Here is a 13,451-nt window from a genome sequence, read left to right on the forward strand (position 1 = left end):
GCCCCTTCAGCCCCCGCTCGCCCGCTGAAACGCCAGCACTGCCGCGGCCAGGTCCTCGCCCGCCCAGCCGACCGACTTGAACAGGGTGATCTCCTCGGCGCTGCGTCGGCCGGGATGCACGCCCCGGCACAGCTCGGTGAGTTCCGCGGCGACGCTGCCCTCGGTGATCGCGCCTTCGGCGATGGCCTGGACCACGTCGCCGGCTTCGGCCAGGGCGCCGGCGCGGGTATCCACGATCAGTGTCGCGCGGGCGAGCGCCGCGCCGTCCGATTCGCGCATGTCGCGACGGAAGGCGCCGACCAGGTCGACATGGGTGCCGGGGAGCAGCGCCGCCCCGCGCAGCAGCGGCGCCGTGGACAGTGTCGCCGCCGCAACGATGTCGAATCCCGCCGGGTCCGGTGACGCCACCGGGCGTGCGGACAGGCCCTCCGCGGCCAGGCCCGCCGCCAGCCGTGCCGCGTTCGCCGCGGTGGGCGACCAGATCGCGATGTCGGTGATCGGGAAGCGGGACGCATAGCCCTCGGCCAGGGCGCGCGCGACCTTGCCGCTGCCCAGCAGCAGCAGCCGCGTGCTGTTCGGCCGCGCGAGATACCGCGCGGCGAGCAGGCTGGCCGCCGCGGTCCGCCGGTCGGTCAGCTCGCCGCCATCCATGAGGGCGAGCGGCGCCCCTGTCGCGGCATCCGACAGCAGATAGGCGGCGTGGACGGCCGGTTCGCCCCGAGCCGCATTGGCCGGCGCGACATGGACGATCTTCACCCCAGTGTGCTCGCCGGCCCGCCAGGCAGGCATCAGCAACAGGGTGTTCTCCCGGCCATCGGGACCGGGCATGAAATGCCGGTGCCGCAATGGGGAGTCGCAGCCCTGGCGGAACATCGTTTCCAGCGCGGCGATCAGGTCGTTCCAGGGTAGGGCCCGGCGCAGGGCCGCCCGATCCAACTGCAACATGAGAGGCCTCTTCTGCCGGCCGTGGCGGATCGATGGCGGGCCCGCAAAGGTGTGCCTGCCCGGCCCGTCATTTGCTAGGTCTCGCGGAACGGAGGAGTGCCGTTGGGCCATGGATGTATTGCGCGTTGATCCGTGCCGTCTCGTGGCGCAGCATGCCTGCGTGTTAGGCAACAACGCCGTGCGGCCCGCCCATGGGCGGTCACGGGACTAGGGGAGAACTGGCGTGACACAAGTATCACGGCCTTCATTCCTGCGCCTGCTGGGCGCGGCGCTGGTGGCTTCGGTGGCGGCTTTGCCGGCCATGGCGCAGCAGGCCCCGACCCTTGATGCCATCCGGGCCCGCGGCACGCTCGTCTGCGGCGTGAACACCGGCCTGGCCGGCTTCGCGCAGCCCGACAGCCAGGGCGTCTGGCGCGGCTTCGACGTGGATTACTGCCGCGCCGTCGCCGTCGCGCTGTTCAACGACGCCTCGAAGGTCCGCTACGTGCCGACCACGGCGCAGAACCGCTTCACCGCGCTGCAGTCGGGCGAGGTGGACATGCTGAGCCGCAACACGACCTGGACGCTGTCGCGCGACACCTCGCTGGGCTTCGACTTCCCGGCGATCAGCTTCTTCGACGGGCAGGGCTTCATGGTGAAGGCCTCGCTCGGCGTGCGCACGGCGCGGGAACTGGATGGCGCGACCATCTGCGTGCAGCCCGGCACTACCACGGAACAGAACCTGACCGACTGGGCGCGCGCCAACCGCGTGAACTTCACCCCGGTTGTGATCGAGCGGCTTGAGGAATTGGTCGGCGCCTTCGTCGGCGGGCGCTGCGACGCCTTCACCACCGACGTGTCCGGCCTCGCCGCGACCCGCGCGGCGCAGGCGCGGCCGGCCGACTACACCATCCTGCCCGACGTGATCAGCAAGGAGCCGCTGGGCCCGCTGGTGCGCCATGGCGACCAGCGCATGACCGACCTGGTGCGCTGGGTGCATTTCGGCCTGATCGCGTCCGAGGAGCTGGGCATTACCGCCGCCAATGTCCGCCAGATGGCGGCCAATGACACGCGGCCGGAAGTGCAGCGCATGCTCGGCCGCAACGGCGATCTCGGGCAGATGCTGGGCGTCGACAATGCCTGGCTGGTCAACGTAATCGCCGCCATCGGCAATTACGGCGAGATCTTCGAGCGCAACCTGACGCCGATCGGCATCCAGCGTGGCCCGAACGCGCTGTGGACGACGCCGGGCGGTCTGCAATACGCACCGCCCTTCCGGTGATCGACATGGCCGCGGGGCGGGGGGGTGCACCCTTCGCCCCGTGGTGCTTTCCCGCCCCGTCCGGCGGGCAACAGGGACAGGTGAGGCTGAAAAACAATGTCCGACGCAACCGTCGATCCCCGATTCCGGCGCAAGCCACCAAAACGGCCACTGCGCCTGTCCTGGGCGGATGAACGCGTCCGCGGCATCGTCTGGCAGGTGGTCGTTGTCGCCATCATCGGCGGCATCATCTACTGGCTCTGGTCCAACACGGTGCACAACCTGGAAGTCCGCCGCATCGCGACCGGCTTCGGCTTCCTGTGGCGCGAGGCCGGCTTGCCGATCGCCGAGCACGTGATCCCCTACGAACCGACCGACACCTATTTCCGCGCTTTGACCGTCGGCGTGCTGAACACGTTGAAGGTGGCCGTCGTGGGCATTGTGCTTGCGACCATCCTCGGCACGGTGGTCGGTATCGCGCGGCTGTCGAAGAACTTTCTCGTGTCCAAGATCGCCGGCTTTTATGTCGAAGTGATCCGTGACCTGCCGCTGCTGCTGCAGCTGTTGTTCTGGTACACGGTCATGCAGGGGCTACCTGGCCCCCGGCAGGCTTTCCATCCGGCGGAAGGCCTCTATTTCTCCAATCGTGGCTTCCGCTTTCCGGCGCTGGAATGGGAAGGCGCGCATACCGCGGCCCTGGCCGCGTGCGTCGTCGGCACCGTGCTGACTTGGCTGTATGCTCGCGTCGCCCGCGCGAAGCAGATGGCCGATGGCCAGCCCCGCAAGATCTGGCCGGCGGCCATCGCGCTGATCCTCGGCCTGCCGATCTTCGTCTGGTTGGCCCTGGGCGCGCCCTGGACCATCGACTGGCCGGCGCTGCGCGGCTTCAATTTCCGTGGCGGCATGGCGGTCAGCCCCGAATATGCGGCGCTGCTGATCGGCCTCGTCACCTACACCGCCGGCTTCATCGCCGAGGTGGTGCGCGCCGGCATCCTGTCGGTGAACCAGGGGCAATGGGAAGCGGCACAGGCGCTCGGCCTGCGCCATGGCTCCGTGCTGCGGCTGATCGTGCTGCCGCAGGCGCTGCGCGTCATCATCCCGCCGATGACGTCGAACTACCTGAACCTGACCAAGAACTCCTCCCTGGCGGTGGCGATCGGCTACCAGGACATCGTGTCCATCGCCAATACGACGCTGAACCAGACCGGCCAGGCGATCGAGGGCATCGCCATCATCATGCTGGTCTATCTGACGATCAGCCTGTCCATCAGCCTCTTCATGAACTGGTACAACGCGAAGATCGCGTTGGTGGAACGGTGAGGGCCCGGCCATGAGCGACATCACCGCCAACACCCCGATCCACGGCAGCAGCGCGCCGCGCGATGCGCCGATGGCGACCACCGGCCCGATCGCCTGGCTGCGGGCCAACCTGTTCTCCGGCTGGCTGTCCACCGCGGTCACGCTGCTGCTCGGCTATCTGATCGTCCGGGCCGTTGTCGGCATCGTGGACTGGGCCTTCATCAACGCCATCTGGTCGGTGCCCCTATCGCCGACTGGCGTGGCACAGACCCAGGTCTGCCGCGACCTGCAAGGGGCAGGCGCCTGCTGGGCCGTGGTGACGGAAAAGCACCGCTTCATGCTGTTCGGCACCTATCCGTACGAGCAGCATTGGCGGCCCGCCATCGTCTGTCTGTTGTTCATAGGGCTTTACATCGTCTCGGCGATGCGGCGCTTCTGGAACTGGACGCTGGTGCCGATCTGGATCGTCACGCTGACTGCGATCGGCATCCTGATGTGGGGCGGCGTGCTTGGCCTGCCCTATGTGCCTCAGGAACGCTGGGGCGGCCTGCCGATCACCCTGATCCTGGCCACCTTCGGCCTCGCCTTCGCCTTCCCGCTGTCGATCCTGGTCGCGCTCGGGCGACGGTCGAGCCTGCCGGCGATCAAGGTGCTCTGCGTCGTCTATGTCGAGCTGATCCGCGGCGTGCCGCTGATCTCGCTGCTCTTCATGGCGTCGGTGATGTTCCCGCTCTTCCTTCCGGAGGGAATGAACATCGACAAGCTGCTGCGCGCGCAGATCGCCATCATCCTCTTCGCCGGGGCTTATCTGGCCGAGGTGGTGCGCGGTGGCCTGCAGGCGCTGCCGAAGGGCCAGTACGAAGCTGCCGACGCGATGGGCCTGTCCTATTGGCAGAAGACCGGGCTGATCATCCTGCCGCAGGCGCTGCGGCTGGTGATCCCACCTTTGGTGAATACTTTCATCGGCTTCTTCAAGGACACCTCCCTGGTGCTGATCATCGGCATCTTCGACCTGCTGACGGCAGGCAAGACAGCGATCGTCGAGCCTGCCTGGCAGGGCTTCGGCGTCGAGGTCTACGTCTTCGTCGGCCTGATCTACCTGTGCTTCTGCTTCGCCATGTCGAAGTACAGCCAGGGGCTGGAGGCGGAGTTGAACCGCCACCGCCGGCGCTGAGGCACCCGACGATGAACGACAACAACACCTTCACCCTGGGACACGTAACCGCATGAGCGCAGCCATCGAGACGCCGGGGGTGCATGTCGCCTCCTCGGTCCGCACCGACGCCCCGCCGGCGATCGTGCTGGACAAGGTCAACAAGTGGTATGGCGCCATGCACGTGCTGCGCGACGTCGACCTGCAGGTCGCGCTCGGTGAGCGCGTGGTGGTCTGCGGCCCTTCGGGGTCCGGCAAATCCACCATGATCCGCTGCATCAACCGGCTGGAAACCCACCAGGAGGGCCACATCCTGGTCGATGGCATCGAACTGTCCGACGATCTCCGGGCATTGGACGCCATCCGCCGCGACGTCGGTATGGTGTTCCAGTCCTTCAACCTGTTCCCGCACCTGACCATCCTCGAGAACTGCACGCTTGCCCCCATCTGGGTGCGCAAGATGCCGAAGAAGCACGCCGAGGAGCTGGCGATGGAATACCTGACCCGGGTACGCATCCCGGAGCAGGCGAAGAAGTATCCCGGTCAGCTCTCGGGCGGGCAGCAGCAGCGCGTGGCAATCGCCCGCGCGCTGTGCATGAAGCCCAAGATCATGCTGTTCGACGAGCCGACCTCGGCTCTCGACCCCGAAATGATCAAGGAGGTGCTCGACACCATGGTCATGCTGGCGGCCGAGGGCATGACGATGATCTGCGTGACCCACGAAATGGGCTTCGCGCGCCAGGTCGCCGACCGCGTGGTGTTCATGGACCGCGGGGAGATCGTCGAATCCGGCACGCCGGATGCGGTGTTCAACGATCCGAAGACCGAACGGCTGAAGCTGTTCCTCAGCCAGATCCTGCGGGGGCACTGAGAGCGGGTTTGGCGGCGCCGGCACATGGCATCCGGTGCCGCCTATGCCGTTCCGACATCGGAAAGGAGACTTTGCGGCGCGATTGCGGCAGGCGGGCGGGTCGGCATATCACTGCCGCCTCTGTCCCTTAGCAGCGAGGCCCCGTGACCGCGCACGATCCCAACCCGGACAAACCGCAGCCTCTGACGCCCGCCCTGATCCTCGGCGTGCTCGGGGTGGTCTACGGGGATATCGGCACCTCGCCACTCTATGCGTTGCGTGCCGCATTGCTGCACTTCTCGGATGACGGGCTCGAGCGCTGGGAGATCCTCGGCATCCTAAGCCTCATCATCTGGTCGCTGATCCTGACGGTGACGGTGAAGTACGTCGTCTTCATCCTGCAGGCCGACAACCGGGGGGAGGGTGGCATCCTCGCCCTGATGGCGCTGGCGCAGCGCAGCGTCGAATCGCCGCGGGCGCGCTGGAGCCTGGCGCTGCTTGGCATCATCGGCGCCTGCCTGTTCTTCGGTGACGGCATCATCACACCGGCCATCTCGGTGCTGTCGGCGGTCGAGGGTTTGAAGGTGGTTGACGACACCTTCGATCGCGCGGTGATCCCGATTGCGGTCGTCATCCTGCTCGGGCTGTTCCTGGTGCAGTTCCGCGGGACGGGCAGCATGGGCCGCGTGTTCGGGCCGATCTGCGCGCTGTGGTTTCTCGTGCTCGGCCTGTTGGGGCTGATCGAGATCGTCCGGGAACCTGGCGTCCTCGTCGCGCTGTCACCGCACTACGCGGTGCAATTCTGCGTCGCCTACCGCCTGTTAGCCTTCATCGCCTTCGGCTCGGTCGTGCTGGCGGTAACGGGTGCCGAGGCGCTCTACGCCGATATGGGGCATTTCGGACGCCGGCCGATCCGTTGGGCCTGGTTGTGGCTTGTCCTGCCGGCATTGACGCTCAACTATCTCGGGCAAGGCGCGTTGATCCTGAATGCGCCCTCGGCCCTCGAGAACCCGTTCTACCTGCTGGCACCGGAGTGGTTCCGGCTGCCGTTGGTCCTACTGGCGACGGCTGCGACCATCATCGCGAGCCAAGCCATGATCTCCGGTGCGTACACCATCGCACGGCAATGCGTGCAACTCGGCTTCATCCCGCGGCTCGAGGTGCGCCACACGAGTGAGACCGAGGAGGGGCAGATCTATATGCCCCAGGTGAATACGCTGCTGCTGATCGGCGTGCTGATCCTGGTGATGGCCTTCCACACCTCGGACAATCTGGCGGCGGCCTATGGAATCGCGGTGACGGGGACCTTCGTCTGCACGTCCTGCCTCGCCATCATCGTGTTCCGCCGGCGCTTCGGCTGGGCATGGCCGCTGGTCATCGGCGTGTTCGGGCCCCTGCTGGTCCTCGACGTGCTGTTCTTCCTGTCCAACGTGCTGAAGATTCCCGATGGGGGCTATGTGCCGCTGGTGCTCGGCGCGGGTCTCTTCGCCATGATGACGACCTGGCATCGCGGGCGGGAACTGCTGTTCGCGCGCTTCCGGCAGGATGGGCTGCCGCTCAAGTCCTTCATCGCGCGGCTGCCGCAGTCGCGCACCATCCGCGTGCCGGGTACCGCAGTGTTCATGACCAGCCAGGCCGATTTCCTGCCCGGCGCGCTGCTGCACAACCTGAAACACAACAAGGTACTGCATGAGCGCGTGCTGTTCGTGACCGTGCAGAACGAGGGGATCCCCGCCGTGCCGGTCGAACGGCGCCGCGAGGTTGAATCGCTCGCCCCCGACATCCATAGGGTCTTCCTGCGCTACGGCTTCCAGGAAAGCCCGAACATCCCGAAGGAACTCGAGGCACTGAAAGAGGTCGGCATTCCCTTCGAACCGATGCAGACCTCCTACTTCCTCGGGCGTGAAACCGTGGTCGCCGCCGCCGTGCCGAAGATGTCGCGCTGGCGACAATGGCTGTTCACCATCATGTCGCGCAACGCCGTGCCGGCGACGGAGTTCTTCCGCATCCCGTCCGACCGCGTGGTGGAGCTCGGCGTGCGCGTGGCGATCTGATCATGGCGCGGGTGCTGCTCGCACTGGCCGCCGGCCCGGGCTTCCCGGAAGGGAGCCCGGAGCATCGCTACGAGATCGAGCTGATGCTCGATGCCGCCGGACGGCCGGATGGCCGGGCCTGGGCAGCGGACCCCACGCCCTGGCGGGCGCAGCGGATCGTACCCGATGCACCGCCGACCCAGGGAGACGTGCAACACGATCCTGACCATGGCTGGACGATCCGTTTCTACGGCGCGACCCCGGAAAGCCCGGATGCCCCGGAAAGCAGTCTGGAATTCGGGGCGGAACCGGTGCGGCCGGGAGAATATGTGACGGTGACCGAACCGGACGGGCAGGCATACGCCTATCGCGTCGTGGGCATCACCTGACGCACGAAGGGCGCCAACCTCACGGCGTGGTGCCGGCTGCCATACTGCCTTCGAGCCGGCGCGCAGGGGGGATGATCCGCGTGCTGCACCTGGGCCGCGGGGACGATGATGGCACGCGCCTCTCCATCGGCAGTGCCGGCTCACCGCCGCATGCGAGAAGAGGCGGCGATGCTGTGACCCCTGTGACCAGGTGCTCGGGCGTCGATATGCGCCGGTCTATGATCCTCGGCTTGAGGCTCAGGAGGCGAAAACCGCCTCGTAGACGCGCAGCCAATTGCCATGGGTGATCTTGGCGACTTCCTCGGGCGTGAAACCCACCGCCGCCAGGCCGCCTTCGATCTTCCCGATATCCTCGACGCGAGGGAACCAATCGGGTGGGGCTGCCTTGCCGGGCTTCGCCGCCGAAGCCGCGCCGTAGTCCACCCCGCGCGTCCAGCGCCCCATGCGCATCCAGTCATAGTCCGGCTTAGTGAAGTTGTGACTGCGGTCGGTGCCGACGCCCACATGGTCGATGCCCGCGATCTCGACCGTGCGCATCACCATGGTGCACCAGTTCTCGATGGTGGCGCAGTAATGGTCGCCGGTGATGTTGCGATAGGTCGCACAGCCGATGATGCCGCCATTGTCACGCAGCGCATGCAGCACGTCGTCCGTCTTGTTCCGCTTGTGCGGGAAAAGGCTGTCGGCGTTGGCATGCGTGACCGCCACGGGCTTCTTCGAGAACCTTACCGCGTCCAGCGTGGAGCCATTGCCGACATGGCTGAGGTCTACCAGGATACCGGCCCGGTTCATCTCGGTGATGAGTTCCCGCCCGAAGCGGGACAGGCCGCTATCCTCAGCCTCGTAGCAACTGCCCGCGTAGCAGTTCTGGTTGTTGTAGGTGAGCTGGACGGAGCGCACGCCAAGCTCGGCGAAGAGTTCCACCAGACGGATGCGGTTGCCGAACAACTCGGTGTTCTGGAAGCCGATGATGATGGCGAGCTTTCCTTCGCCGGCGATGCGGCGGATGTCGGCCGCCGTGCGGGCGATCTCCGCGATGTCGGCATTGGCCGTGCAGAGGTCACGCCAGCGGCCGATGGAATCGAGCGATTCCGTCACATCCTCCCAGAAGCCCGCGGTGATGGTCACCGCGCCGACATTGCCGCGGCGCAGCGCCTCGAAGGCGTCGCGGTCGAAATGCCCGCATTGCAAGCCGTCGATGAGCATCGTCTGGTTCCTTCCTATCGAGCGGCCGGGACGGCGCGCATGGCGAGCGTCCCCTCGTCGAAGCCGGGGGTGAAGGTGATGCCGCGGCGGGCCGCCCAGATCCATGCCGCGGTGTAGAGAGGGATCACCGCGCCGTCGCGCATCGCGGCCGCCATCGCCTGCTGTTGCAGGGCCTCGCGCCGGCCATTGTCGAAAGTCGCTGCGGCCGTCTCGATCAGGCGATCGACTTCGGGGTTCGCATAGCGGCCGCGGTTGAAGCCGCCATAGCCGCGCGCGGGATCGACCGAATGCACCGCCTGGCGTAGCACGATCAGGTTGTCGCCATAGCTGCCCCATCCGTTCAGCAGCAGCGAGGCGTTGAAGGCCGTCATGCGCGTCATGAAGACGGTCTGCGGCTCGGCCTCGGCCGAGGCCTCGATGCCGATGCGCGTGAGCATCTGCGCAACCGCGAGACAGGTTTGCCGGTCATTGACGTAGCGGCCGGAGGAACAGTGCAGGACCAGCCGGAAGCCGTTCGGATAGCCGGCCTCGGCAAGCAGGCGCCGCGCCGCGATGGGATCGTAGGTCGTGGCGGGCAGGTCGGGCGTCCAGCCGAACATGCCTTCCGGCGCGGCCTGATTGGCTGGGCTTGCCTGGCCTTCCATCGCGCGTTCGGTCAGTGCCTGCCGGTTGATGGCGAGAGAAAGCGCCTCGCGTACGCGCACGTCACGCAGCGGATTGGGATCGAGCGGCTGGCTCTGTCGGTCGGTGACGAAGGGCGAGACGTCGCGCGCGGTATCGGGCACCAGGAACATGGTGCGGTTGCCGTCATGCTGGAAGATCGCGATGCGGGCATCGCCGCGCAGCCGCGCGACGTCGTTCATCGGCACCTTGTCGATCAGATCAACCGTGCCACTGAGCAGTGCCGCGAGCCGCGCCGCATCGTTCGCGATCGGCCGGAAGCTGACATTGGCCCAGGCCGGGGCCTGACCCCAATAGGTGGGGTTGCGCGTGAATTCGAGCCGCTCGCCTGGCGTCCAGCGCAGCAGGCGATAGGGCCCGGTGCCGATCGCCGCGCGTCCCTGATTGAAGTCGGCGGTCGTCGCATCACGCGCCGCGGTCGCCGAGACCATCCGCAGTCGCGACACATCGAGCAGGAGCTGCGGGTAGGGTGTCGATGTCTCGAGCCGCACGCGATGCGGGCCCAGCACGGTCACCGCCTTGATCGGCCGGGCATAGGGCGCATAGGTGCCCGCGCCATGGCGCACCGACTGCACGCGGGCGAGGGAAAAGGCCACATCGTCCGCCGTGAAGGGCGTGCCGTCGGAAAAGGTGACGCCCTCGCGGATGTCGAATTCCCACACGGTCTCGCTGACCGCGCGCCAGGCGGTGGCAAGGTCGGGATGGATGGCGAGCTTCTCATCGACCGCGACGAGCGTATCGAAGACATGCTGGTGCAGCGCCGAGCTGGTGAAGGTCGGCGCGACATGCGGGTCCATCGAGGTCGCGTCGGTCTGCAACGCGATGCCGATGTCCTGCGCACGCGCCGCGCCGGCCACGAGCACGGCGGCCATCGCCGCCAGCCTGATCATCCTGCCTGTCATGGTGTTCTGCCTCATGCCGAGCGCCGCCGGATCAGCGAACGGGCGATGGTGACGAGGGGCGGGACGTCGCGCCCCGCCTCGGCGGCCGCGAAGGCCGAACGCGCGGCCATCGCCGCCGCTTCGTGATGCACGCTCAACGTGGTCAGCGCCGGACGCGTGAAGGCGGTCCAGTTGGCATTGCCGAAGCCGATCACCGCGACATCCTCCGGCACGCGCCGGCCACGATCGGCCAGGGCCGCAACGGCGCCCAGCGCGATGACATCGCTGCCCGCCTGCACCGACCCGAAGCACAGGCCGGCATCGAGTGCGCGCGTCACGGCCTCGTACCCCGCCTCGTAGCTGAAGCGCACATCCTGCACGAGCTCGCGGCGCAGAGGTTCCCCCGCCTCGGCCAGGGCGGCGCGATAGCCGCGGTAGCGCTCGGCGCCGAGATCCGACGTGCTGATGCGCCCGACATACATCACCGGCGCACGGCCGGTGCCGAGGAGGTAGGATACCGCCTCCCGCGTCGCGGCGAATTCCTCATGCACGATTGAGGGCACGCCGCGCAGGTCGAGCCGCTGGATCATCGACAGCAGGGTCAGACCGCGCGCCTGAAGGTCGGCCAGCTGCGGGTCGAATTCCGGGCCGATGCGATCCGATGTCGCCAGCACGACGCCGCGTAGCCCCAGCGCCGGAGCGAGGGCGAGGAAACTCTTCAGCCGTTCCGGGCTGTGGTCGAGGTTGTAGAGCAGCACGTCGAGCCCGATCTCGGCGACGCTCGCCTGCAGATGCTTGGTGAGGCTGGAATAGAGGTTCTGCTCGATGTCGCCGACGAGCAGTGCGAGCGTATTGCTGCGTCCCCGCCGCAGGCTCTGGGCCATGCGATTCGGCCGGTAGCCGGTTTCCAGCGCGGCGGCGAGCACGCGGTCGCGGGCGTCGGCCTTCACGCCGGCATTGCCGTTCAGGACGCGCGACACGGTGGCCGAGGACACGCCGGCCAGCCGGGCGATGTCGAGGACTGTGGTCATGCCGCGCGAGGACCCATGGAATAAGCCTAACCCTCCGTGAAATCCTTTTCCAGATCCCGTCGCAGGGAGGATGCTGAAATTGGCCGCTTGACTCGCTCCCAAAGGCGGCATGAGACTTTCATTTGTAATCGTTTTCACTATCCAGGAGAGCAGGCGCGTGGCGGCTGGCGACATCCGGATCGAGGCGGTGTCACGGATCTATGGGTCGCGGACCGGCGACGTGCATGCGCTCGGGCCGGTCTCGACGGTTCTGGAGGCCGGGCAGACCACGGCCATCGTCGGACCCAGCGGTTGCGGCAAGAGCACCCTGCTGCGCATCATCGGGGGCCTCGACCGCCCTTCGGCCGGCCGCGTCGTTCTTGGCGGGCAGGTGGTGCAGGAGGGGCTCACCGGCATTGGTGTCGTCTTCCAGCGCGACCTACTGCTCGACTGGCGCAACGTGCTCGACAATGTGCTGCTGCCCGCGCAGTTGCAGAAGCGCGATGCCGCCTGGGCCAGGACGCGCGCCATGGCACTGCTCGATGAGCTTGGCATCGGCGAGTTCGCCCTGCGTCACCCCTGGGAGCTGTCGGGCGGCATGCGCCAGCGTGTCGCGATCGCACGCGCCCTGCTCTGCGAGCCCGCCTACCTCCTGCTCGATGAGCCGTTCAGCGCCCTCGACGCGCTCACCCGCGACCAGATGGGGGTGTTGCTCCAGCGCGTGCAGGGCGCGGGGCGCACCACCTCCGTGCTGATCACACACAGCATTCCGGAAGCGGTCTTCCTCGCGGACCGCGTGCTCGTGATGTCCGGCCGGCCTGGCGCGCTGCTGGACGACATACCGGTTCCGCTGCCCCGCCCGCGCAGGCTGTCCATGCGCGAGGAGGCGGATTTCGCGGCGCTGGTGCGCCGCATCAGGACGCATTTCGAGCGCACGGGAGTCCTGACGGGATGAGCGACACGCCGAGCCTCACGACGACGGAACCCCTGCGCGTGCCAAGCGGCGGCATCATGCTGCCGACGCTCAGCATACTCGGTGGGCTGCTGCTCTGGGAACTGGCGGTGCGGGCTTTCGAGTTGCCCTCCTATCTCCTTCCCGCGCCAAGCGAGGTGCTGGAGGTCATGGCGGAGCGATGGCCGCTGCTGCTCGACCAGCTCGGCTACACCGCCTTCGCGGCATGCGTCGGCTTTGTCATCGCGCTCGTGGTCGCCATCGCGCTCGGCGCGCTCATCGCCGCGTCCCCGGCATTCGAGCGGGTCATCTATGTCTGGCTCGTGATTATCCATGCCATTCCGAAGGTGGTGGTGGCGCCGCTGCTGCTGGTGTGGATCGGCTTCGGGTTGAAGAGCAGCATCATCTTCGTCGTCGTCTTCACCTTCTTCCCCATGCTGGTGAACACCGTGAGCGGCCTGCGCTCAGCCGACCCGGACCTGCTGCTGCTGACGCGCTCCATGGGGGCCAATGCCTGGCAGACACTGCGCTGCGTCCGCCTGCCGAGCGCCCTGCCGAGCATCATGGCGGGCATCAAGATCTCGATCACGCTGGCGCCATTGGGTGCTGTCATCGGCGAGTTCGTGGCCTCCAACAAGGGGCTCGGACACATGCTGATCCAGTCGGTCGGCAGCCTCGAGGTACCGACGGCCTTTGCCGCGGTGGTGGTGGTGTCGATCCTCGGCATTGCAACCTGGTATCTTGCTGAATTCGTTGAACGAATCGCGATCCCCTGGCACGCCAGCCAGCGCGCGACGCCCCGGGACTGACAA

General features: G+C 67.2%; 12 protein-coding genes. 8 read left to right on the top strand and 4 right to left on the bottom strand.

Annotation, left to right across the window (positions count from 1 at the left end; translation table 11 throughout):
• Window positions 1-6 precede the first annotated feature (6 nt).
• A complete protein-coding gene (gene lhpI / locus KPL78_RS27005) occupies window positions 7-945 on the bottom strand; it encodes a bifunctional Delta(1)-pyrroline-2-carboxylate/Delta(1)-piperideine-2-carboxylate reductase (RefSeq protein WP_219766260.1) in 939 nt (312 codons plus the stop codon).
• A gap of 301 nt (window positions 946-1,246) precedes the next feature.
• On the opposite strand from lhpI, the gene KPL78_RS27010 reads away from it, so the two are divergent.
• From KPL78_RS27010 to KPL78_RS27035, 6 genes are all read left to right on the top strand, one after another.
• Window positions 1,247-2,206: an amino acid ABC transporter substrate-binding protein gene (locus KPL78_RS27010; protein ID WP_219766384.1), complete on the top strand. Its 960-nt coding sequence runs from the start codon at window positions 1,247-1,249 to the stop codon at window positions 2,204-2,206.
• 96 nt (window positions 2,207-2,302) lie between these two features.
• Complete coding sequence (locus tag KPL78_RS27015) at window positions 2,303-3,505, top strand: amino acid ABC transporter permease (RefSeq protein WP_219766262.1); 1,203 nt, start codon at window positions 2,303-2,305, stop codon at window positions 3,503-3,505.
• A 10-nt stretch (window positions 3,506-3,515) separates the two neighbouring features.
• Complete coding sequence (locus KPL78_RS27020) at window positions 3,516-4,658, top strand: amino acid ABC transporter permease (protein ID WP_219766264.1); 1,143 nt, start codon at window positions 3,516-3,518, stop codon at window positions 4,656-4,658.
• Between the two features lie 52 nt (window positions 4,659-4,710).
• On the top strand, window positions 4,711-5,508 hold the full coding sequence (locus tag KPL78_RS27025; RefSeq protein ID WP_219766266.1) for an amino acid ABC transporter ATP-binding protein: 798 nt from the start codon (window positions 4,711-4,713) through the stop codon (window positions 5,506-5,508).
• A 143-nt stretch (window positions 5,509-5,651) separates the two neighbouring features.
• The gene (locus KPL78_RS27030; protein ID WP_369412875.1) at window positions 5,652-7,541 is read left to right on the top strand and encodes a potassium transporter Kup; all 1,890 of its coding nucleotides are present in this window, start codon (window positions 5,652-5,654) and stop codon (window positions 7,539-7,541) included.
• A 2-nt stretch (window positions 7,542-7,543) separates the two neighbouring features.
• Window positions 7,544-7,909 carry a hypothetical protein gene (locus tag KPL78_RS27035; RefSeq protein ID WP_219766268.1) on the top strand — a complete coding sequence of 122 codons (366 nt, stop codon included), beginning with the start codon at window positions 7,544-7,546 and terminating at the stop codon, window positions 7,907-7,909.
• A gap of 237 nt (window positions 7,910-8,146) precedes the next feature.
• Here the strand turns inward: KPL78_RS27035 and KPL78_RS27040 are convergent, their stop codons facing one another.
• From KPL78_RS27040 to KPL78_RS27050, 3 genes are read right to left on the bottom strand one after another with little or no spacing between them, the layout of a single operon-like run.
• Window positions 8,147-9,115 carry a membrane dipeptidase gene (locus KPL78_RS27040; RefSeq protein ID WP_219766270.1) on the bottom strand — a complete coding sequence of 323 codons (969 nt, stop codon included), beginning with the start codon at window positions 9,113-9,115 and terminating at the stop codon, window positions 8,147-8,149.
• 14 nt (window positions 9,116-9,129) lie between these two features.
• Entirely contained in the window at window positions 9,130-10,698 is a 1,569-nt protein-coding gene (locus KPL78_RS27045) for an ABC transporter substrate-binding protein (RefSeq protein WP_219766272.1), read from the bottom strand.
• Window positions 10,699-10,709: 11 nt separating this feature from the next.
• On the bottom strand, window positions 10,710-11,708 hold the full coding sequence (locus tag KPL78_RS27050; protein WP_219766274.1) for a LacI family DNA-binding transcriptional regulator: 999 nt from the start codon (window positions 11,706-11,708) through the stop codon (window positions 10,710-10,712).
• A 157-nt stretch (window positions 11,709-11,865) separates the two neighbouring features.
• Between KPL78_RS27050 and KPL78_RS27055 the strand changes: the two genes are divergently transcribed.
• Window positions 11,866-12,642 (top strand): ABC transporter ATP-binding protein, encoded by a 777-nt coding sequence (locus tag KPL78_RS27055; protein ID WP_219766276.1) that lies wholly within the window; start codon window positions 11,866-11,868, stop codon window positions 12,640-12,642.
• Window positions 12,639-13,448 carry an ABC transporter permease gene (locus tag KPL78_RS27060; RefSeq protein WP_219766277.1) on the top strand — a complete coding sequence of 270 codons (810 nt, stop codon included), beginning with the start codon at window positions 12,639-12,641 and terminating at the stop codon, window positions 13,446-13,448. The genes KPL78_RS27055 and KPL78_RS27060 overlap by 4 nt, the downstream gene beginning before the upstream one ends.
• The last annotated feature ends 3 nt before the right edge of the window (window positions 13,449-13,451 follow it).

Source organism: Roseomonas alba, assembly GCF_019430885.1.
In the GTDB taxonomy this organism is placed as follows: domain Bacteria; phylum Pseudomonadota; class Alphaproteobacteria; order Acetobacterales; family Acetobacteraceae; genus Neoroseomonas; species Neoroseomonas alba.

Bases quoted from the DNA above. Each gene is read 5' to 3' on its own strand.
- KPL78_RS27015 (WP_219766262.1), top strand. From the start codon at position 2,303: ATGTCCGACGCAACCGTCGATCCCCGATTCCGGCGCAAGCCACCAAAA.
- KPL78_RS27040 (WP_219766270.1), bottom strand. From the start codon at position 9,115: ATGCTCATCGACGGCTTGCAATGCGGGCATTTCGACCGCGACGCCTTC.
- KPL78_RS27035 (WP_219766268.1), top strand. From the start codon at position 7,544: ATGGCGCGGGTGCTGCTCGCACTGGCCGCCGGCCCGGGCTTCCCGGAA.
- KPL78_RS27060 (WP_219766277.1), top strand. From the start codon at position 12,639: ATGAGCGACACGCCGAGCCTCACGACGACGGAACCCCTGCGCGTGCCA.
- KPL78_RS27045 (WP_219766272.1), bottom strand. From the start codon at position 10,698: ATGACAGGCAGGATGATCAGGCTGGCGGCGATGGCCGCCGTGCTCGTG.
- KPL78_RS27020 (WP_219766264.1), top strand. From the start codon at position 3,516: ATGAGCGACATCACCGCCAACACCCCGATCCACGGCAGCAGCGCGCCG.
- lhpI (WP_219766260.1), bottom strand. From the start codon at position 945: ATGTTGCAGTTGGATCGGGCGGCCCTGCGCCGGGCCCTACCCTGGAAC.
- KPL78_RS27025 (WP_219766266.1), top strand. From the start codon at position 4,711: ATGAGCGCAGCCATCGAGACGCCGGGGGTGCATGTCGCCTCCTCGGTC.
- KPL78_RS27050 (WP_219766274.1), bottom strand. From the start codon at position 11,708: ATGACCACAGTCCTCGACATCGCCCGGCTGGCCGGCGTGTCCTCGGCC.
- KPL78_RS27010 (WP_219766384.1), top strand. From the start codon at position 1,247: ATGGCGCAGCAGGCCCCGACCCTTGATGCCATCCGGGCCCGCGGCACG.